Origin of the sequence: Pseudomonas sp. JZ114 (assembly GCF_051027705.1) — a bacterium.
Classification (GTDB): domain Bacteria; phylum Pseudomonadota; class Gammaproteobacteria; order Pseudomonadales; family Pseudomonadaceae; genus Chryseomonas; species Chryseomonas luteola.
This window is the reverse complement of record NZ_CP069257.1, coordinates 604550-624575: the sequence shown is the minus strand read 5'-3', so window position 1 is coordinate 624575 and position 20026 is coordinate 604550. Positions and strand designations below refer to the sequence as shown.

The 20026-nt window shown below is 54.2% G+C and carries 17 protein-coding genes; 8 read left to right on the top strand and 9 right to left on the bottom strand.

Annotated features, from left to right (window positions below; translation table 11 throughout):
- Together narH and JQR90_RS22335 are read right to left on the bottom strand one after the other, a co-directional pair.
- Window positions 1–1533 (bottom strand): nitrate reductase subunit beta, encoded by a 1533-nt coding sequence (narH, locus tag JQR90_RS22340; RefSeq protein ID WP_010798581.1) that lies wholly within the window; start codon window positions 1531–1533, stop codon window positions 1–3.
- Window positions 1530–5276, bottom strand: a complete 3747-nt coding sequence (locus tag JQR90_RS22335) for a nitrate reductase subunit alpha (protein WP_286790612.1) — start codon at window positions 5274–5276, stop codon at window positions 1530–1532. Before JQR90_RS22335 ends, narH begins: the two co-directional genes overlap by 4 nt.
- A gap of 525 nt (window positions 5277–5801) precedes the next feature.
- On the opposite strand from JQR90_RS22335, the gene JQR90_RS22330 reads away from it, so the two are divergent.
- Entirely contained in the window at window positions 5802–6155 is a 354-nt protein-coding gene (locus JQR90_RS22330; protein WP_010798579.1) for a DUF4870 family protein, read from the top strand.
- Between the two features lie 356 nt (window positions 6156–6511).
- On the opposite strand, the gene JQR90_RS22325 is transcribed toward JQR90_RS22330, so the two are convergent.
- Entirely contained in the window at window positions 6512–6859 is a 348-nt protein-coding gene (locus JQR90_RS22325; protein ID WP_010798578.1) for a DUF805 domain-containing protein, read from the bottom strand.
- A gap of 919 nt (window positions 6860–7778) precedes the next feature.
- On the opposite strand from JQR90_RS22325, the gene JQR90_RS22320 reads away from it, so the two are divergent.
- The 3 genes from JQR90_RS22320 (at window position 7779) to JQR90_RS22310 (ending at window position 9541) form a co-directional block, all read left to right on the top strand.
- The gene (locus JQR90_RS22320) at window positions 7779–7991 is read left to right on the top strand and encodes a DUF3079 domain-containing protein (RefSeq protein WP_010798577.1); all 213 of its coding nucleotides are present in this window, start codon (window positions 7779–7781) and stop codon (window positions 7989–7991) included.
- An 81-nt stretch (window positions 7992–8072) separates the two neighbouring features.
- Window positions 8073–8882 carry an AraC family transcriptional regulator gene (locus tag JQR90_RS22315; RefSeq protein ID WP_010798576.1) on the top strand — a complete coding sequence of 270 codons (810 nt, stop codon included), beginning with the start codon at window positions 8073–8075 and terminating at the stop codon, window positions 8880–8882.
- A gap of 47 nt (window positions 8883–8929) precedes the next feature.
- The gene (locus tag JQR90_RS22310) at window positions 8930–9541 is read left to right on the top strand and encodes a LysE family transporter (RefSeq protein WP_010798575.1); all 612 of its coding nucleotides are present in this window, start codon (window positions 8930–8932) and stop codon (window positions 9539–9541) included.
- Window positions 9542–9549: 8 nt separating this feature from the next.
- On the opposite strand, the gene JQR90_RS22305 is transcribed toward JQR90_RS22310, so the two are convergent.
- Window positions 9550–10335, bottom strand: a complete 786-nt coding sequence (locus JQR90_RS22305) for a TSUP family transporter (protein WP_010798574.1) — start codon at window positions 10333–10335, stop codon at window positions 9550–9552.
- Between the two features lie 97 nt (window positions 10336–10432).
- On the opposite strand from JQR90_RS22305, the gene JQR90_RS22300 reads away from it, so the two are divergent.
- Together JQR90_RS22300 and JQR90_RS22295 are read left to right on the top strand one after the other, a co-directional pair.
- A complete protein-coding gene (locus tag JQR90_RS22300) occupies window positions 10433–11344 on the top strand; it encodes a LysR family transcriptional regulator (protein ID WP_010798573.1) in 912 nt (303 codons plus the stop codon).
- A 50-nt stretch (window positions 11345–11394) separates the two neighbouring features.
- Complete coding sequence (locus JQR90_RS22295; protein ID WP_010798572.1) at window positions 11395–12228, top strand: DMT family transporter; 834 nt, start codon at window positions 11395–11397, stop codon at window positions 12226–12228.
- On the opposite strand, the gene JQR90_RS22290 is transcribed toward JQR90_RS22295, so the two are convergent.
- Genes JQR90_RS22290 through JQR90_RS22280 form a run of 3 tightly spaced genes read right to left on the bottom strand, consistent with a single transcriptional unit; the run spans window position 12229 to window position 14479 of the window.
- Window positions 12229–12693 (bottom strand): GNAT family N-acetyltransferase, encoded by a 465-nt coding sequence (locus JQR90_RS22290; RefSeq protein WP_010798571.1) that lies wholly within the window; start codon window positions 12691–12693, stop codon window positions 12229–12231.
- A 48-nt stretch (window positions 12694–12741) separates the two neighbouring features.
- Window positions 12742–13230 (bottom strand): GNAT family N-acetyltransferase, encoded by a 489-nt coding sequence (locus tag JQR90_RS22285; RefSeq protein ID WP_010798570.1) that lies wholly within the window; start codon window positions 13228–13230, stop codon window positions 12742–12744.
- Window positions 13231–13264: 34 nt separating this feature from the next.
- Window positions 13265–14479, bottom strand: coding sequence for an MFS transporter (locus JQR90_RS22280; protein ID WP_286789071.1), 1215 nt, complete (start codon window positions 14477–14479; stop codon window positions 13265–13267).
- A 277-nt stretch (window positions 14480–14756) separates the two neighbouring features.
- Between JQR90_RS22280 and JQR90_RS22275 the strand changes: the two genes are divergently transcribed.
- Together JQR90_RS22275 and JQR90_RS22270 are read left to right on the top strand one after the other, a co-directional pair.
- Window positions 14757–15689: a bestrophin family protein gene (locus tag JQR90_RS22275; protein ID WP_010798568.1), complete on the top strand. Its 933-nt coding sequence runs from the start codon at window positions 14757–14759 to the stop codon at window positions 15687–15689.
- A 371-nt stretch (window positions 15690–16060) separates the two neighbouring features.
- Entirely contained in the window at window positions 16061–17086 is a 1026-nt protein-coding gene (locus tag JQR90_RS22270) for a hypothetical protein (RefSeq protein WP_010798567.1), read from the top strand.
- Window positions 17087–17153: 67 nt separating this feature from the next.
- On the opposite strand, the gene JQR90_RS22265 is transcribed toward JQR90_RS22270, so the two are convergent.
- Entirely contained in the window at window positions 17154–17774 is a 621-nt protein-coding gene (locus tag JQR90_RS22265; RefSeq protein ID WP_010798566.1) for a hypothetical protein, read from the bottom strand.
- A gap of 2 nt (window positions 17775–17776) precedes the next feature.
- Window positions 17777–19561 carry a S8 family serine peptidase gene (locus JQR90_RS22260; RefSeq protein WP_010798565.1) on the bottom strand — a complete coding sequence of 595 codons (1785 nt, stop codon included), beginning with the start codon at window positions 19559–19561 and terminating at the stop codon, window positions 17777–17779.
- Window positions 19562–20026: the final 465 nt, after the last annotated feature.

Genomic DNA, 20026 nt, shown 5'->3' with positions numbered 1-20026 from the left:
TTACTTCCTGTCGAGAGGGAAGCGCTCACCCCGGGTCTTGCGGGTGTCCTGGCCCCACAGCATGAAACGGCTGTTCCCTTCGGAAGTCATCTGCCCGAAATGGAAGCCGGCAATGCCGCGCTGGTCGTAAGCATTTTCGGCCACTTCCTTATGCGAGGTCGGGATCACGAACCGGTCCTCGTAGTTGGCGATTGCCATTACGCGGTACATCTCTTCGGCCTGTCGCTCTGTCAGACCGACCGCATCGAGCATGGTGGTATCGACAATCCCTTCGATATTGCGCCGACGCATGTAGGCTCTCAGCGCCAGCAGCTTGCGTAGCGTGTCGCGGATGGGCTCCTCTTTTCCCGCCGTCAGCAGGTTAGCCAGGTAGCGGACCGGGATACGCAGGCTGTCTACATCCGGGATGCCTTCAAGGGTAGCCAGGGCGCCTGCATCGGCCGCCTCCTGAATCGGCGACAGGGGAGGGATGTACCAGACCATCGGAACGGTTCGGTATTCAGGGTGAAGCGGGAAGGCCACCTTCCACTCACAGGCCATTTTATAAACGGGCGAGCGCTGGGCCGCCTCGATCCAGTTATCCGACACGCCGTCTTTGCGAGCCTGCTCGATTACAGCCGGGTCGTGCGGATCAAGAAAGATGTCCAGCTGCGCCTGATAGCAATCCTGAACATTGGCCTGAGAGGCAACCTCAAGAATCCTGTCGGCGTCGTATAGCATCACGCCCAGGTAGCGAATACGGCCTACGCAGGTTTCCGAACACACGGTCGGCTGACCGCTCTCGATGCGCGGATAGCAGAAGATGCACTTCTCGGACTTGCCCGTATGCCAGTTGTAATAAACCTTCTTATAAGGGCACCCGGTTACGCACATGCGCCAGCCGCGGCACTTCTCCTGATCGATCAGGACAATGCCATCTTCTTCGCGCTTATAAATAGCCCCTGACGGGCACGCGGCAACGCAAGTAGGGTTCAGGCAATGCTCACATAGACGAGGGAGAAACATCAGAAAGCTGTTTTCAAACTCTCCATAGATCGCTTTCTCGACTTCCTTGAAGTTGTAGTCTTGCGAGCGTTTGTGAAACTCGGTACCGAGTGACTCTTCCCAATTGGGCCCCCAGCTGACCTTTTCCATCCGCTCGCCAGTCACAATCGAAACCGGCTGAGTCGTTGGGGCAGCCTCGCTTTCACCTACGCCATGAATGTAGGAATATTCGTAATCGAACGGCTCGTAGTAATCATCGATTTCCGGCAACTCCGGATTGGCAAATATCTTGGACAGAATCCGCCATTTGCCGCCAGTCTTCGGTCGCAGTTCACCGCCCTTGCCAAGCACCCAACCGCCGCGCCAGCGCTCCTGGTTCTCCCAGTCTTTAGGAAAGCCAATGCCCGGTTTGCTTTCTACGTTGTTCCACCAGGCGTATTCGATTCCCTGGCGGGTCGTCCAGACCTGTTTACAGGTCACGCTGCAGGTGTGGCAACCAATGCATTTGTCGAGATTGAGAACCTTGCCGATCTGCGCCCTGACTTTCATGTCCGCTGCCCTTCCACGCGAGATTCCTCTTCGGTTTTCATCACGGCGATCTTTTCGGACAGCGGTCGGTCGCGCCAGTCGACGTTTCTCATCTTGCGCAGCACGATAAATTCGTCCCGGTTCGATCCAACGGTGCCGTAATAGTTGAATCCCCAGGACAGCTGGGCGTAGCCGCCAATCATATGTGTGGGCTTAAGCACAACACGGGTGACGGAGTTGTGTATACCGCCGCGATTCTGCGTGACCTCGCTGCCCGGCACATTCGCCGTACGCTCGGCCGCGTGATACATGAACGCGGCCCCTTCAGGTATGCGTTGGCTGACGACCGCACGTGCGACCAGTGCACCATTACGGTTGAACGCCTCAATCCAGTCGTTATCTTCAATGTCTGCCTTGGCGGCATCACGCTCGCTGATCCAGACGATTGGCCCACCCCGCGCCAAGGTCAGCATGATCAGATTTTCGGTATAGGTACTGTGGATGCCCCATTTCTGGTGAGGTGTGAGGAGGTTGAGAGCAAGCGGCGGATTGCCGTTGTCATGCGCCTGAGCTAGCTCAAGAGACGCCGAGCGCGTATCGATCGGAGGGCGATACGTGGCGAAGCCTTCGCCAAAATCCCGCATCCAGGGGTGATCCTGATAGAGCTGTTGGCGTCCGGTTAGTGTTCGCCATGGGATCAGCTCGTGCACGTTCGTCCAGCCAGCGTTGTAGGAGATCTCATGGCTTTCGATGCCCGACCAGACCGGCGATGTCAGGATGGGGCGGGGCTGGGCGGCGATATCACGGAACTCGATCTTTTCACCGGCACGTCGTTCAATCAGGTGAGTGTGATCACGGCCGGTTACCTCCGAGAGGACCTGCCAGGCTTTATAGGCTACCTGTCCGTTGGTTTCGGGTGCCAGCGCCAGCACCGTTTCGATCGCGTCGAGATCCGACCGCATGCGTGGGCGATTGTTTGCGCCGGGGTCAGGTAGATTGACGTCACGCAAGTGTGCCACCTCCGCCTTCGTATCCCACACCATGCCCTTGGTACCGTTCCCGCGTTCCTCAAGCAGGGGACCCACGCTGACAAAGCGGTCGTAAGTCGCGGGATAGTCGCGGGTAACCAGGGTAACAGCAGGCATGGTGCGCCCTGGAATGCCAGCCGGTCCTCCATGCTTCCAGTCTTGCCCTCCATAGGGCTGGGACAGTTCGGATGGCGTGTCTTTCAGGGTTGGGGTCAGCACTACGTCTTCCTCAACGCCCAGTTGACCAGGCGCAAGCCGCTGGAACGTATTCGCCAGTTCTCGAAAAATGGCCCAATCCGTGCGTGCGCCCCAAACCGGGTCCACCGCGGCTTGCAGTGGATGGATAAAAGGATGCATGTCGGAGGTGTTGAGGTCAGCCTTTTCGTACCAGGTGGCAGTTGGCAGGACCACATCGCTGAAGAGCGTGGTAGTATTCATGCGAAAATCGATGGTAACCAACAGGTCTAGCTTGCCCTCTGGAGCCTGCTCTCGGTAAACCACTTCTTCGGGCCGCTGATCGCTTTCCTCGTTAAGTACATTGTTGCGTGCACCTAACAGGTGTTTCAGAAAATACTCATGACCTTTGCCGCTAGCGCCGAGCAGATTGGAGCGCCAGACGAACAGGTTGCGTGGCCAATTCTCGGGCGCGTCTGGATCTTCGCAGGCCATTTGCAGGGAGCCTGCATGAAGGGCGTCGGCCACGTACGCAGCCGGGTCTTGGCCTGAAGCGCGTGCGGCACGCGCCACATGCAAGGGATTGGTCTTGAGCTGCGGCGCACTGGGCAGCCACCCCATGCGCTCGGCTCGAACATTGCAGTCGAGCATGGTTCCAGACCACGCCGTGGGATCTGCCAGTGGCGAGATCTGCTCGCGTAACTCCATACGCTCATAGCGCCACTGATCAGTGTGGGCATAGAAAAAACTCGTCCCGTTCATCTGTCGTGGGGGACGCGACCAGTCTGTCGCAAACGCGACCGGCAGCCAGCCGGCTTGAGGCCGCAGCTTTTCCTGCCCGACGTAATGCGCCCAGCCGCCTCCGGACTTCCCTACGCAACCACACAGGATGAGCATCGACATGATGCCGCGGTAGGTCATGTCCATGTTGTACCAGTGGTTCAAGCCCGCACCGAGGATCACCATGGAACGTCCTTGGGTCGCTTCGGCATTGGCTGCAAAACCACGAGCTACGGCAATGCAACGATCCCGCGGAACGCCTGTGATCGACTCCTGCCAGGCGGGCGTTCCTGGAATATTTTCGTCAAAACTGCTTGCGCCGTCCTCGCCCAGTCCGCGACTGACGCCATAGCTGCCAAGCATCAGGTCGAACACAGTCGTGATTTCGACCTCGCGTCCGTCCTTGAGCGTCACACGACGTACAGGTATCCGGCGTTTCTGAATAGGGGCATGGTCAGTAAGACCAAACTTGCCTTCGCTGCCAAAGTAGGGGAAAGCAACGGTTGCAGTCGCCTCGCCTAGCAGCGTTAGGCGCGGGGAGATCTCTGCTCCGCTGGCGCCATCCTTGGGTTCCAGATTCCACTTGCCTTTCTGACCCCAGCGGAACCCGGCGCTGCCCTGTGGCGCTACGATAGCATCGGTCGTTTCGTCAATCACAACGGGTTTCCAGTCGGGATTGTTGTCCTGGCCGAGGTTATCGGCAAAGTCGGCGGCACGAAGCATGCGGCCAGCAACGAGCCCTTCGGGATGACGTTCGAGCACAATCAGGAAGGGCAAGTCGGAGTATTGACGGACGTATTCCTGGAAGTAAGGCACTTGCCGGTCGACGAAGAACTCCTTGAGGATTACATGACACATGGCCAGGGCAAGGGCCGCGTCGGTGCCCTGCTTGGGATGTAGCCACAAGTCGGCGAAGCGGGCCACCTCGATGAAGTCTGGCGCGATCACCACACTTTTGGCCCCGCGATACCGGGCTTCGGTGTAGAAGTGAGCATCGGGCGTCCGTGTCATGGACACATTGGAGCCCCAGAGCAGCAGATAGCCAGAGTTGTACCAGTCTGCACTTTCCGGAACGTCTGTCTGCTCGCCAAAGGTCTGAGGTGATGAGGGTGGCAAGTCGCAGTACCAGTCGTAAAAGGACAGGCACGTGCCTCCGATCAGGCTGAGGTAGCGTGTGCCGGCCGCATAGCTGATCATCGACATGGCGGGAATCGGTGAAAACCCGACCACCCGATCAGGCCCCCAGGCCTTGATTGTGTGAATGTTGGCAGCGGCGATAAGTTCGTTGATCTCATCCCAATCCACTCGTACGAAGCCACCCAAGCCCCGCACTTCCTGGTAACTCCGCCGTTTGGCAGCATCGCTCTGGATGGATTCCCAGGCCTGAACAGGGGAAAGCGTCTTGCGTGCTTCGCGCCAAAGCGCAAGAAGGCGACCGCGTACCATCGGATATTTGATGCGGTTGCTGCTGTAGAGATACCAGGAATAACTGGCGCCACGGGGACAGCCACGCGGCTCATGGTTGGGAAGATCAGGACGGGTCCGCGGGTAGTCGGTCTGCTGAGTTTCCCAGGTCACCAATCCATTTTTGACATAGATCTTCCAGCTACAGCTGCCTGTGCAATTGACGCCATGGGTAGATCGTACGATCTTCTCGCTTTGCCAGCGGGACCGATAATTATCCTCCCAGGCGCGATTTTCGTCAGTGGTTACTCCATGACCTTCCGAGAAAGATCCCTTGTACTTTTTGAAGAACAGTAGTCGATCAACGAACTGGCTCAAAACGTCGGCTCCCTTGTCTCGGTCCTTTCGAGCCTAGCAACGACTATTTTGCTTCGCGAATAGGAGTGTTTAATTCCGATAAGCGGTATTGGTCGAGCGAAGCAAGTTGGCACGTTTTGTGGCGAGCATGCACTTGAGGACGTTGGAAGATAGATACGTCTAGGCTCTTGTAATTACACGCTTTTTTTGTGTGGTTATTTGCGCTTAGGGGTGTCTATTTACCGTTTAAAGAACTCATAGGGAGCCAAAGAACATTGAGTCGTACGAAAGGTACATGCGCTACTGTCAAGCCCGGACCAAGATCAAACATTGCCGTTTTAGGTTCAGCCTTTCGGTAAAGGGTAAGCATTCCGGCTGACGTCATCGCTTGTCAAAACGCCTCAATACGGCCGTCAAATGTTCCGAGAACAACTCTTCAGGTTGCTAATACAGAGGCCAGGGTAGTTTGATGTCCTGGAACGTATTATCATGTGCACAGGCGCATTTGGAGTGCGCGTTTCACCTGCTCATTAAAAGGACTTAGCCATGACCGATATCAATCAAACCGTCCAGCCTGCTCCATTGCAGCAGCCGATTGTCAGCAATTCGAATATGGCTGGCATCGTCTATGTTCTGTACATTGTAGGTTTCTTCAACGGCGTTACCGCGCTGATTGGACTTATCCTAGCCTATGTCAACAGAGATACGGCAGATCCGATTTCTCGTTCGCACCTGGATTATCAGATCCGTACATTCTGGTGGGGACTTCTGTGGCTTGTACTGGGGTTTGCTTCAACCCTGCTTATCATCGGATGGTTCGTGCTGCTTGGCTGGGCAATCTGGACGATTTATCGAATCGTGAAAGGGCTGACGGCAATCAATAATCGTCGTGGAATTTAAGTAAGCGTAATCTCGGCTTATATCTAACTGGCCGCCTGGGGTTTGAATGTTTACCGCCGATACCCCGGGCTGGCGTCCAATCCATAGAAACACACCACCAACAAGCCTGCCTATCAAGACGCACCCATCAGTGTAAGCGCTATCGTTTTCAACACTGCTGCTACTCGTGAATTAAATAACCTTGGAAGATAAGACTGTTCTTATCTGCACATGAGGGCCTGTTATTTAGCAGGGGATATTTTTGACGAGCAATCAAGAAAAGTAGATGGAGCATAATCGGACATGATCAATTCATGTCCGATCTGGTACGCAATGAGCGGTTTTCAAAACTTCAATTGCATAACCCTATATTAGGCTTAGACGTTTTTAGGGTTCTGCCCGAAGCGGTTATCGACAAGATCTCCTTCCAGGCACATAAGCACCAGGAAAATGATTCCGCCTACTGCTGGAACGCCACTGATAAGAGCCCACCAACCGCTTCGGTTGGTATCATGAAGGCGTCGGATAGTGACGGCCACATTTGGAAGAATCATAGCCAGGGTATAGACACCACATAACCAAGGGCCCCAGCCAATTACTCCATCTACAACGGCAAGTACAACAGTAATGATCGCGCTGAACAGGGCGAACATCCAATATTCTTTCCGTCGAGCACGGCCATCAAACTTGACGTAGTTACTGACTACCGAGAGATACCATTCCATTTATTACATCTTCCTTATACAAGCCAGGCATAAAACGCCAGCATCCTAAAAAACAATGAAGTTTAGGATAGGGAATCAGTAAAAGAACAGATGATTGCACAGAGCTGCTATTTGCTATGAGAGCAAGCAATGCAAGAGAAATCTTTCCCAGATCATCCATAATCTTTCACAGAAGCCAGTCCATAGCTTCAAGGTGGGCGGTAAGTTTACAGATGAAGTCAACTTGACGCTACAGTAAAAGCGCTATCATTCATTCCAGATAAGTGACCAGTGTGTAATAGTTGGAAAATTCAGCTTTTCAATCACTTAGATACGTCGAAGGTATTGAATCAGTGAAGTACCATGGTTGGCGTATCTTTTAAGGTTTGGCAACCTGAGCATTGAAATAGCCGCTATTGCTTGGTTAGGTATACCGGCAGGCATCGTGGATCTATCGTACATGCGGCTGACTCAACCAGACTAAAAAGTCAGACAGTTGTGTAATAGTTCTGACAAACCGTTCAGGATTATAACGTGTAAATGTTACCTTTAAAGGTTTACTAGCGTGTGGCTTCATAACCAGATCCTGGCTCTCAAAACTATCACTACATAGTTTGTGGTTGCATTTGATAAGTCAGCGTTTGCCTATGAAGTGGGCACGTATGCATTCCCTCGTGCAAACCCATTGTCTTAACGTTTAAATCCATTGATACATCGTCAGCATCGACTTCTATCGAACAAAATGTATGGCTGTTCGCTGGGGTGCGATGAGTCCTTAGACAGTCGTAGCATGCCAAGCTGCTACAAGTCACACAGTAGGGTTATATCATTGGGTGGGTATCAACACCGCTATAATCGTCGTAAAACTTGAGCGAGATCAAAAACGTTTATCCAGATTTCGATACGTTAGGGGTTCACCTCATACGTTCAGGAGTCTCGGATGGCCAAGAAATTTCCTTTGCAGCCTAAGCATCCGGAGCGCATCTGTTGGGGGTGCGATATGTATTGTCCTGCAAACTCGTTAGCTTGCGGTAATGGCGCCAGCCGTACCATGCATCCGGTTGAGCTGTTTGGTGAAGACTGGGATACGTTCAATGCAACCGGGGGTGAGCCGGCAGAAAGCGAGAGCCCCGAACACCAGCTGAAACAGTAGGTCCGAACGTCCAATTAACCTATCGTACGTTCGTTTGGCTTAAGCTGTAGTCTCTTCAAATCGGATGAGAGGCTATAAGACGTGCTTACCCTGCGGCATGCCTGGTCAGGTCCCGTTGAGCTGGTGGATGCCAGCGGTACGGGTCACCGATTCGCCAAGCACAGCCATGATGAGTGTGTAATTGGCGTTAATTTGGAAGGCGAGGAGCACATCTGGCTGGATGGCAGGATATTCAATGCCGGCAAGGGATCCATCACTCTGTATAACCCCGGCCAAATACAAGGCGGCGGGGCCCATGAGGGAGCCTTCTGGCGCTACGTAGGGCTTTATGTATCGGCGGACTGGCTGGCCCAAAGCCTTGGGGTCAATCAAGTTGAGTTCGAGCGTCCTTTGCTTTATCAGCCAGACATTGCAAACCGCTTTGCCTGCGTGGTGCAAATGGCGTTACGAGGCAGCTCCATGAGCAACCCACACGTTCATCAGGCGTTGGTCCTGTTACTCGCAGAGATCACGGAGCTGAGTGGTGTTGCACTGACCACGCATTCAGCCGAGCCAGAGGTGGTTCTTCGTATTCAGGAGTGTCTTGCCGACTCCTTGGCGCAAATGCCTACTTTGGACGAACTAGCCCTTTTGACCCAGCGATCCAAGTATCAATTGCTGAGGACATTTCAAAAGGAAACGGGGTTGAGCCCACATCAATGGGCCATGCAGCTGAGAACGCGGCGAGCACGGGGACTGCTGCGGCAGGGTATGCCCGCCACGGATGTTGCTTATACGCTTGGCTTTGCTGATCAGAGCCACTTGAGTCGCCACTTTCGTTCGGCTTATGGAATACCGCCTGGCCAATATCAACGCCTCTACAGGTCCTGCAATCCTGTTCAAGATTATTGAGCAGGGGCAACCCATACTGATCGCCCTTTCTTTCCGAGACGCCTGATATGCTGACAATCTTCTTATCGGCCTTTTTGTTTGGCGCTGCGTTCTGCCTTTCGCCTGGACCTGTCCTGGCTGAAACGTTGCGTCGTGGCTTGTCCAATGGTTTCAGGCCGGCCCTAATGGTTCAGGTAGGATCTTTGCTGGGCGACGCCGTGTGGGCTGTATTAGGGTTGGTAGGGCTGTCAGTCCTGCTGGGCCATGAGCCGATTCGCATACCCCTAACGCTACTCTGTGCGGTTTATCTGGCCTGGCTAGGCGTTCAGAGTCTCAAGGATGCGTGGCGCCTGCCGGTCGGTACAGGTGAATCAGGTCAACCGCAGCAGGGCGCCTTGATGGCGGGTGCTGCCATCTCGTTGACTAATCCAAAAAACATTGTGTATTGGGGCGCGTTGGGAAGCGCCTTGTCGGGTATAACAGGCGACACTCCCAGTATTGCAAACACAGCGATGTTCTTTAGCGGAGTCATGAGTGCCTCCATTTTGTGCTGCTTTCTGACGGCAGCGCTTGTTGAGGGGTTCCGGCGTGCCAGCTCGCCAAACTGGCATAGAGCCAGCCATGCCCTGTGCGGAATCCTGTTGCTCATCATGGCTGGGCTCGCTCTGCATGGTCTCTGAGTGCGATCTTATACATGCGCTATAAAAGACAGGTAACCGTTTTGATAAAGGTAACGGCCAATCATTACAAAGCAGATGGCTACGATGAGAGGCCTGATCAGTCGGGCACCGCCACCGATAACGGCCAGTGAGCCCAGATAGGCACCCGCAAGCTGTCCGACTGCCATGATGCCACCTACCAGCCAAAGTACCTTGCCGCCCACGATGAAGATTGCAAGGGATGCAAGGTTGCTCGCCAGGTTAAGGGACTTGGCAGTTGCCGTAGCGGTAATAAGGTCGCGGCCCCGTAAGGCTACCTCGCTGAGTGAAAAGAACGAGCCCGTGCCAGGGCCGAAAAAACCGTCGTAAAACCCGATAAGGGGGACAACCAGGAGACGGTGCAGCCGCTCCCCCATGCGCGGCTTGCGCTCAACAGTACCTGCGCTTGGCGCAAGCAGAAAGTACAACGCAATACCACCCAATATGAAAGGCACCAGGACTTCAAGAGCGGAGGCATCCACACGCTGAATAACCACGGCGCCCACGGCTGCACCAATAAAGGAGGTCAAGAAGGGCTTTTTGACATCTGCCCAGGCGATCTTGCGTTTACGAAGCAGGGTCAATGTGGCGATTAGCGCCCCAAAGGTGCTCTGGAGTTTATTGGTTGCAATGGCTTGTACCGGTGGGATCTGAGCCAGCATCAGGGTAGGCACGGTAATCAGCCCGCCGCCACCTGCCAGCGTATCGATAAAGCCTGCCGCAAAGGCAACCAGCCCGAGTAACAGCAGAAAGGTGGGATCTAATACTATATCCATTTCAACATCCTTTGATGACGCGAGACGGATACGATAGAGCAATGCCGGGTTTTGTGTTGCAATGTGGTATTGCAGAAATCGCAACAAGGAAGGCGGTATGTCACTGGCTCAGTTATGGGAGCTACAAGCCTTTTGCGCAGTAGTGGATCGCCATAGTTTCGTGAGTGCGGCGCGCCTGCTGGGACGCTCTCCCAGTACAGTGACGCGCGCCATACAGAGCCTTGAGGCGCAGCTGGGGCATGAGCTTTTGCAGCGCTCACAAAAGCAGGTCCGATTGACCGAGGCGGGGGAGGCGTATTATGGCTACGCCAGGCAGATGCTGTCGCTGCAGGCCGAGGCAGAGGAATCACTCTCGGTACAGGGTACGTTGGCGCAAGGGTGGATTCGCTGCTCCGCCCCTGAAAGCCTGATGATGGATTTCTTGCCCAGCGTCATGGCGGAGTTTGGGCGGCGGAACCCCCAGATCAGCATTGATATACAGGTAAGCGATGCGGCACATGATCCCATTGCAGACAAACTGGATTTTGCTATTCGTGGTGGCTTTGCCTATCCCAGCGAGCTGATCGGCGCGCCATTGTGGAGCTATCGGCGTCACCTTTATGCAAGTCCGACATATCTCGCCATACGTGGCGTGCCTGAAGCGCCCGAGGCGCTTGTCGAGCATGACCTGCTGATGCATACCTCCCCAAGAATTCTCAAGGATTGGTATTTCAGGCAGGGCGATGCTCAGGTCCGTTACAAGGCCCAGCCCCGTTACCGTCTCAGTTCAGGCGTAGCGTTATATAACGCTGCTGTCCAAGGTCTTGGTATCTGCCGGCTGGCAGACTGGCTTGCAGAACCGGCGGTGCAGGCGGGACGTTTAGTCCGGGTATGCAGCCATTATCGACTGACTTCCTCAACCGGGCATGACCCACAGATACATGCCGTTTATGCCAGTACCCAGCTGCCTCAGCGGGTACGCGCATTTCTGGAGGCGATCAAAAGCGCCGCGCGTAAACGTTACGCCTGAAGCGGTTGAGTCGTTGGTGCGACAGGCCCAATCACCCTGCAGAGGTACAGATGCTTGTAACCGTTTATGGTGTCGTCTTGTTCGCGGCGGCCTTGCATGCCACTTGGAATGCAATCGTCAAAAGTGGAAGCGACAAGATCCTTATCACTGCAGTGATTACCGCTGCAGCGGCATTGATAGCAGCCTTGATCCTGCTATTTGTCCCTCCGCCGGCAGCGCCCAGCTGGGGTTTCATTGGAGCATCTGCTGTACTGCAGGTAGTGTATTACAACCTGGTGGCACAGACTTATCGCGTCGCTGAAATGAACCTGGCATACCCGTTGATGCGGGGAACGGCGCCGCTGCTGGTAGCGGTCATCAGCACGGTGGGATTAGGCGAGCATCTGAGCACGACGGCCTGGGTGGGTATCGGCACGATTTGTCTGGGTATTTTGTTGATGGCGCGCAGACGTGTCTCCAGTCATAGGGCAGGGGTGGGTTTGGCGCTACTTAACGCTTTGGTTATTGCTACTTACACATTGGTAGACGGGGCGGGCGTCAGAATGTCGGGTGCACCGCTGGCGTATACCCTATGGATTTTTCTTCTGACAGGCGCGGTTATGACGGCCTGGATGCTTTGGCGCAATGCCCATGCCTTCGTATCATTTTTCCGCGTTCAATGGCTGGTGGGACTGGTAGGGGGAGCTGGAACATTGGCGTCTTATGGCCTGGCGCTTTGGGCGATGACCCTGGCGCCTGTGGCCGTTATCGCTGCCTTGCGAGAGACCTCGATTATATTTGCGGCGCTCATCTCCGTGCTTGTTCTGAAAGAGCGCATGAGTCGGGGTCGAATTGCGGCGGTATGTGTCATGGCTATAGGGGCAATGATTCTGCGTCTGGCTTGACTAGTCAGGTGGCAAGCCAGATGCCAGCAAGTCTCGCCGATATTTGACGAAGCCGCGCTTGCTGTCACCCTTGAAGCCTGCCCGCTCGAAGAAGGCGTGGGCCTGAATCCGGTGGGCTGAACTCAATAACATGATCTTGGAGCAGTCCTTGTCGATACAGCGTTGCTCGATGGTTCTGATCAGCTGCCTGCCGACGCCCGTTCCGCGTTGCGCCTCGTCAACGATTACATTCTCTACCACCGCAAACGGTTGAAAACCAAACATTGCATCCTTGCAGAAGATCAGCAACGCGCTGGCGATAACGGTGCCGCCATATTCGGCCACTAAAAGCTCATGGACAGGATCATGCTGAAGCTCCTCCAGACGAGCCGGAAGCACAGTAATGAACGCACTGTCCACAAGTTGGCTGTATAGCCGTTGGAGGTAGCCGGCATCGTCAGGTTGTGCACGTCGAACGGTTAACATGCGTGGACGATCTCTGTTGTGGTGCGTTGGCAGACTTTATCTGTGGCCTTACCGAGGGATATCTCCGGTTGGCCGAAGCATCTTGTACATCGGTATACAGTCCAGCGTAAGACCACGAGGCGAATGGTAAGTGGATACCTTTTCACCTACAAAACCACACTTTCGATAAAACGGCGCCGCGTTCAGGGTTGCGTCCAGGTGAAGGTAGTCCAGGTCTGCCTGAACGGCAAGCGTTTCGAGATGCTCCAGCATCTGGCGCGCAGCCCCTTGTCCCATGTAGTGGGGTAATACAAAGATTGCGTCGATCTTGCCGGATGTCAGGTCAACCATACCTGTTCCGATGATGCGCTCATCCGAGACCAGGACATGGAAATGGTCCTCGACATCATTTTCATAGCTTTGCGTAAAGGTGCCACTGGTCCAGATCCGGATTTGCTCGTCACTGTAGGACGATGGGCATTGATGACGAATGGCCTCACAGCGGACTGTCCAGGTGTCCGCCGTGTCTGCGCGGTTTGCCTTGCGAATGTGAAACACGTTATGACCCCTCTGATTGAGCAGCCGGACGGACTCATTCCCTGGCACCACGAGGCGCTATTTGCTGCGTGCAGAGAGGGTACATCCAGGAAGACGCACAGAGCCACAACAGCACACCTGCGCTGGCGACCAGCGCCAGTATTTTAAACGCTTCAGCATAGCCGTAACGGGCTGCGAAAAATCCGCCCAGGCTGGTACTCAAGGCAGCACCGATGCCCTGTACTGTCATGACGGCAGCAAGGCCGGTGTTGAATCGCCCGGAACCATCCAGAATGCGGGCTACCAACCCCGGTACGGCTACGCCCAGCAAGCCCGCACCAATACCGTCGAGCAACTGGACAGGGATCAGAACCCAGGGTGCCTGGATGAATGAGGCCAGCAGGCCGCGAAGAGGCAAGGCCAACAGTGCCAGTATAAACACGATGTAATAGCCCTTGGTCTGGGCCAATCTGGCCGCCAGCAGTGCCATGACGATCATGGTGGCCTGAGCCACGATTACGGTAGCAGCGGTATAGGCACTGGGGTCGCCAGCGGTGCCGCGCGCTACCATTGCCTGGCCCAGCAACGGGAGCATTGCCGCATTGCCAAGGTGAAAGAGCAGCACTGTAACTGCCACGGTTAGAAGGGGGCGGTTGCGGAAAAGGGCTGACCAGGAAAGCTTTTGCGCATGATCCGGCGAGCCAGCGCGGGCTGCCTCGTGATCAATCTGGTCAGCCCGTATCCTGGCTAGCATATACAAGGCGGCCAATGTCAGAACGCCCATCAGGACGAATACAGCGCCCAGGCCAAACCAGTAGCCGAATACGCCAGCGCCGATTGCAGCAAAGGCATTACCACCATGGTTGAACGCTTCATTTCGACCTAGCTGATGGTCGAACCCTCGTGTTCCTACAAGGCCCAGGGTAAGTCCTGCAATGGCGGGTGGAATAGCGGCACCGGCGATACCGGCAACCATCTGCGCGATGCTGGTAAAGAGAAAAGTAGGTAGAAAATAATTGAGGGCGCAGGCCACAAGAATGCACAAGGCAGCCCATGCAACAATACCGCGCTTGGCCTGTAGTGCGTCCACCAGCATTCCCAGCGGTGTGGTCAGGAGCAAGCCGGCTAACCCGCCTAGTGTCATGACCAGTCCTATTCGGTCCGCGGTCCAGCCCTGTTGCTGAAGAAAGATTCCAAGGAATGGGCCAAGCCCGTCACGAACATCCGCAAGAAAGAAGTTCAGGCCGTTCAAGAACGCAGTGGGCGCCATGTGGATGCATGCCTCTTATGTCCATTGGGCAACGACTACTCATCCTGATTTAAAACATTTTGCAACCTTTAAGGAAGAATTAAGCCAGCCCCGTTAGCGTGATCACATCAAAAGCCGCATTGAGGATGCATCACATGAGATCACCTATATCTATCTGGACAACCTGGGTCCTGGCTTTTGCTGACGACACGCGGAAGACCCGGCAGCAGCTGTGTTAACACCGATCTGAACGATATACAGCCACTGATCTCCAGACTGTCAACAAGGGAGTCGTTTCATGATTGCTCGGATTTCGAGAACGCTGACCTGGATGCACAAGGTTTTTTCCTACGTCGGCTGGCCGCTGTTCTGGTTGTTTATCTGGGATGTCATCGTTACGGCCGATTCGATGTTGCTGATGAACAATCGGCTAAACCTGCCTCTTATGCCGCTGACGCTGCTCTGTTCAGCACTGGTCGTCCTGATCAGCTTTCGCAATACAAGCGCCTATAACCGGTGGTGGGAAGCGCGTACCTTATGGGGTGCCATGGTAAACAGTTCACGGAGTTTTGGTCGCCAGGTACTGACCTTGATCGATGATCAAGACGACAGGCGAAATCCAATCAAAGCGCTGCTGTTTCGCCGACACGTGGCCTACCTCAAGGCGCTTTCCGCTCACCTCAAGGGCCAAGCTTGTCCAGCTGATGTCGCGACGCTACTACCTGCCGATGAGTTTGCCCGCCGACATGACACCAATAACTTTCCCAACGATATCCTGAACGCCTCCGCAGCGATTGTGGCGCAGGAGTACCAGGCGGGTAGGTTGGACAGCATACGTCTGGCCCGTATGGAATCTACCCTCGTGGAAGTTTCGAACCATCAGGGTGGAATGGAGCGTATTGCCAACACGCCATTGCCCTTTCCCTATGTGTATTTCCCGCGGCTGTTCATTTCGCTGTTCTGCCTGATCGTTCCGGTTGGCCTAGTGTCGTCTATGGGGTGGTATACGCCACTGGTTTCTACCGTCGTAGGCTTCATGCTGCTGGCGATCGAGCGGATCGGGACCGATCTGCAAACCCCGTTTGCCAATAGCCAGCACCAGATCCAGATGAACTCGCTGTGCAGCAATATCGAAAAGAACCTGGCCTCCATGTTCAAAGAGCCTTCGCGGCTGGAGTTCGGCTTTATGCCGCGGCGACTCAGCTATCAACCTAGCGCCACCGTTGCGTAGTCGCCAACAGCCCGCCGTGGTCCCTTGGGCGGCACAGTCACCTATCGAGATGCATGTTCTGCTTGAAAGCCTCAAATAGCCATGCATCTCAAAGGTTCGGTAACAGGAATTAATACCAGAAGGCTCAAAAGCGGTTCGTTTACATCCTTTGGATCGATTTTATATTTAGCCTTTTCCTTGAAGAATCGACCGGCGTCTTGGTGATGCATTCGCAGGTGGAAGCCATGCACAAGGTTCATCTACCGCAGGGCAATACCGCGTTACGGATAGCCAGGAACACACCATTCTTCAGCACGCCAACCGGTGCTGATCTGGTCGATTAACCGGGTCGCCAGGTAGCGACCCCTATGGATACAAGGAAAGGAAATCGTATGTCCCGCTTGAAACCACTCGCTGCTGCCATCCTGCTGGCCTTCGCCATGCCCTCATGGGCTGAAATGAATACTGCCGACGTTATGCAGGACGGAGAAAACAATACGGCAACCCTTGAACAGGCTGGTACCGCTATCAATAGCCAGGCCTCTATCAATCAGCTGGGAAGCAGTCATATTGGGGTTATCCAACAGCAACAGGTCAATAACGGTCAGGTATCAATTACTCAGGAGGGTTCTGCCAACGAAGGGCAGATCTACCAGGGGGGCGGCGGCCAAGATAACAGTGTGGCGCTTGAGCAGCGGGGCGATTCGAACCTGGCTACCCTGAATCAGGGTAGCGGAATAGCGCAAGTCGCTGATTTGCGAGCCACTCAGGAAGGAACAGGCAATACTATGCACGTAACCCAAAACGGGTTTGATACGGTGCTCGGTGTTACTTCTCGTGGCAATAACAACTGGGTCGAAGCTGTGCAGTACGGCGGCACCACATCAGGCAGTGTTACGCAGGAAGGCGATAACAATACGGCTTACTTCAGACAGTCAGGCGGTGGTGGTGCTGGCATTAGCCAATATGGCAATGGCAACAGCGCTTCGCTGGAACAGTCCACGCGTGAGTTCGCCAACGGTGGGATATCTCAGTCGGGTGATAACAATTTTGCCTCTGTCAGACAGAGCAATATGTTTGGCGGCCTGGGTGTCTCACAAGAAGGCTCGAATAACGAGCTTTATGTCGTGCAAGGGACACGAGGCTCCAACCTTTCTGGCTCCACTGTTGGCAATGATAACGACGTTGAAATCAACCAGTACAGTGACACCAGCACTATCAACTACAGCCAAACCGGGGATCTGAATATCGCCCAGATCGATCAAGTGGGATATCAGACACAAAACTCAGTGTCGCTTACCCAGAACGGCATCGCCAACCAGGCGCTGATTACTCAGGGTGGCGATACCTTCTATGGCAACACTGCAGGCATTACGCAAACAGGTACGGCGAACCGCGCAACAATTACCCAGCAGTAACGTTTAACCATGAAAATAAACGCCGCGCTGAACGTCTCTTGACGGCAGCGCGGTGTTTATCATGGACTTACTGCTTTTGAATGAAGCCCTGGATGATATCCAGTGACACGTCGTTCACACCTTGCATGCCCTTCACCTTGCTCAGGGCTGACTGAGCAGCGTCTACCGAACTGTAACGGATGACGCCCATGCCTGCCGCCGAAGAGGCTTGAACCATCGTACCGCCAGTAGCTTTTGCAACCTGATCAATAACAGACGCATCCTGTACAAATACCTTCAGGCGCGGAGGCACGAGCACGGCTTGCCCGGAGGTCAGGTTCACTGCGACGCCCATCTCGCTCGGACCTGAGGCAGTGCTGGCTGCCGCCGCGGATTGCGACTTGAGCTGAGCCTGATTACCCTGCGGCAGCCTGATCGCATACGGCCCTATCTGTCCCACCACATTGCTGTCTGCCTGTAGCGTCTGCTGGCGGCTCTGGCTTTGCGTGGTTGACGGCGTTTGAGCAGAGGCAGTGGAGTCGATACGCTGAACCGTTGCGTTGGGCACGAGGCGAAACGGGGAGTTTCCGACATTGAAGCTAGCCCCGGTCGCCGCCTGCTGAAGGCGCGCCGCGTCTGTGGTCTGCGCCTGTACCAGAGGTGTTGCAGCCAGGGTAACGGTTAAGAAGAATAAAGTGGCTATTTTCATGATCAGTGCCCCACCACGCGAAGTTTGAAGTCTTGCAGCTTGGCGGCATTACCCCCCGCATCAACCACATCCGTTAACGAAAGCGTCCAGTCACCCGTCGCCGGCTCATCCAGAAACGCATTGCTCGCCGCCAGTGAAACGGTGAACCCGGTCCCGGACGTAACATCCGATAGCGTCGAGAAAGGCGTCATGACATAGCTTTTGGTACCGCTTGGCGAGGTTAGAACGGCCTTCAGGTTTGACGGCTTCATATGGCTGGTCTGGAAACTGAGCTGTACCGCCTCGACCTTGATGCTCTGATTGATCCGCACGCGCAATGTTGCCGGAGCATTCACACCGCCAATCGGGCTGGCAGGATCACTGGAGGCTTTCCAATGCGTATCTTTCATCGCCGGCAGTAGCTTGAAGCTCATGGCTTTATTGACGGCCGCGGTTGCATCCACCAATCCAAACCCATACCAGTTGCTGAAGTGATGGCCTGCCGCGTTGGTGATCCATCCCGGCTCGATCACTGTTCCGCCGTAGCTCACTACCGGCTGATAAGGATCAAGCGGCCGCGCAGTGCTGGCCAGGATATATTTCACGTCGCGCTGAGTAAGCTTGGGATTGGCACCCAACATCAGGCTCACCACCCCTGACACTGTGGGCGCGGCAGAAGAGGTGCCGTTCATGCGTCCCCAGTAATTGCAGGAGTTATCGATAGGCGACTGACTGCCTTCCAAGGCATTGGAAACAGTATTCGCGGTATTGGCTCCGCGGGAACAGCCCATCAGATCAGTGGTTACGATGGCAGGGGAATAGTAGGTCGGCCTGATCGCTTCCCGTACATTGGTAAGGTCCGGGTTATAGGCCCTCTGATTGCCAAATTCGCCACCAAAGCCTGAGATCCACACCGACGATCCGGCTGTGGAGTAAGACGAGCGGAGCCCCCGAGCATTCACGGCGGCGGCGGTAATAATCGTGATCAGGTTGTTATTGGGATCAATCGTTGAAGACGCGCAAGTCACATTTAGCTCGGCTGCCTTTTCAGAACAGATATTGACTCGGCCAAACGCAGTATAGGTAAAGAACTCCTTGAAGGAGTTGCCTGCCGACTTGACATAAATTCCGCCCTTGCCATTACGCGTGGACTGCATCAAACGTTCCCAGGCGGCCTGCTCGCTGGTTGAGAATGCAGGATAGTAAGGTGTACTGCTGCCCCAACTGTTATTGAAAACGGCCACATCCTTGGATTCGTTGCCGCTGCCCCAGGCGTACAGAATGTTTGCATCCTGGCTCGCCGGGTCTGCGTCGCTGGCTAGGAAGTTAAAGCCCTTCAGCTTTGCCTCGGGTGCGATGCCTCGCCCTCCTTTTCCGTTCCATCCCATTTCGGCAACGATGCCTGCCACCGAGGTGCCGTGTTCATCGGTATCGACACTCGGCGTTGGATCGTTTGATCCGTTTACGAAGTTCTTCGAGCCATTTGGCACGACGTTACCTGACAGGTCTTCATGACGTATTTCCAAGCCATCGTCCACCACCCCGACAATGACGTTCTTCCCTCGTATACCCAGCTCATGCAATACACCCATCCGCAGATCCACGCCGGCAAGTGGCGTGACATCACCGATTACCTTTTGCCCTCTATTGCGTAAATGCCACTGGTAAATGAACAGTGGGTCGCTGCCATTCTGAACATTTTGTGCGGCTTGTGACGATGCAGTGTCTTCGGCAGCGTATGCAATACCGCAGACTCCCCCTGCAAAAAGCGAAACTAATAAAAAAACAGGTTGTTTGGATGAGAGCATTATTCCGGTCCTTCGCTTTATCTAGAGATTTAGCCAGGCAGGATTAACGATACGCCCAGATTCGTTTTTCCTGATACGAATATAGAATTAATGTCTCGTTTTTTAAATCAGGTGTATTGACTGTTTGTTTGAGGTGTTTCTTTAAATGCTATTCTTGTGATATTGAATTGAGATTCAAAATGAAAAGTTGTGATGGCATGAGTGCAGGTATGTTATTCATAAGCTGTTGATAAATAATGAATTTATGATTTTATAACCTCTCTTGTATGAATGGATCAATATAACGTATGGCTAAAAAATCCGATAAACGGCATTAATTCCTTTCAATATTTTTTGACTTGGTTTGGATAATATCCAGATGACTGAGTGGTCACTTAATGGAAAAAAATAAATTGAAAGGACGCCAAACAAGGCAGAGTGTAATGTTCGTTATGAAAGATAGGCTTGTAGGGATAGAAGAAATGA

What these genes read in the sequence shown, in the direction of transcription:
- narH (WP_010798581.1), bottom strand. Translation starts at nt 1,533, where the DNA reads ATGAAAGTCAGGGCGCAGATCGGCAAGGTTCTCAATCTCGACAAATGC.
- JQR90_RS22330 (WP_010798579.1), top strand. Translation starts at nt 5,802, where the DNA reads ATGACCGATATCAATCAAACCGTCCAGCCTGCTCCATTGCAGCAGCCG.
- JQR90_RS22325 (WP_010798578.1), bottom strand. Translation starts at nt 6,859, where the DNA reads ATGGAATGGTATCTCTCGGTAGTCAGTAACTACGTCAAGTTTGATGGC.
- JQR90_RS22320 (WP_010798577.1), top strand. Translation starts at nt 7,779, where the DNA reads ATGGCCAAGAAATTTCCTTTGCAGCCTAAGCATCCGGAGCGCATCTGT.
- JQR90_RS22310 (WP_010798575.1), top strand. Translation starts at nt 8,930, where the DNA reads ATGCTGACAATCTTCTTATCGGCCTTTTTGTTTGGCGCTGCGTTCTGC.
- JQR90_RS22305 (WP_010798574.1), bottom strand. Translation starts at nt 10,335, where the DNA reads ATGGATATAGTATTAGATCCCACCTTTCTGCTGTTACTCGGGCTGGTT.
- JQR90_RS22300 (WP_010798573.1), top strand. Translation starts at nt 10,433, where the DNA reads ATGTCACTGGCTCAGTTATGGGAGCTACAAGCCTTTTGCGCAGTAGTG.
- JQR90_RS22295 (WP_010798572.1), top strand. Translation starts at nt 11,395, where the DNA reads ATGCTTGTAACCGTTTATGGTGTCGTCTTGTTCGCGGCGGCCTTGCAT.
- JQR90_RS22290 (WP_010798571.1), bottom strand. Translation starts at nt 12,693, where the DNA reads ATGTTAACCGTTCGACGTGCACAACCTGACGATGCCGGCTACCTCCAA.
- JQR90_RS22280 (WP_286789071.1), bottom strand. Translation starts at nt 14,479, where the DNA reads ATGGCGCCCACTGCGTTCTTGAACGGCCTGAACTTCTTTCTTGCGGAT.
- JQR90_RS22275 (WP_010798568.1), top strand. Translation starts at nt 14,757, where the DNA reads ATGATTGCTCGGATTTCGAGAACGCTGACCTGGATGCACAAGGTTTTT.
- JQR90_RS22270 (WP_010798567.1), top strand. Translation starts at nt 16,061, where the DNA reads ATGTCCCGCTTGAAACCACTCGCTGCTGCCATCCTGCTGGCCTTCGCC.
- JQR90_RS22265 (WP_010798566.1), bottom strand. Translation starts at nt 17,774, where the DNA reads ATGAAAATAGCCACTTTATTCTTCTTAACCGTTACCCTGGCTGCAACA.
- JQR90_RS22260 (WP_010798565.1), bottom strand. Translation starts at nt 19,561, where the DNA reads ATGCTCTCATCCAAACAACCTGTTTTTTTATTAGTTTCGCTTTTTGCA.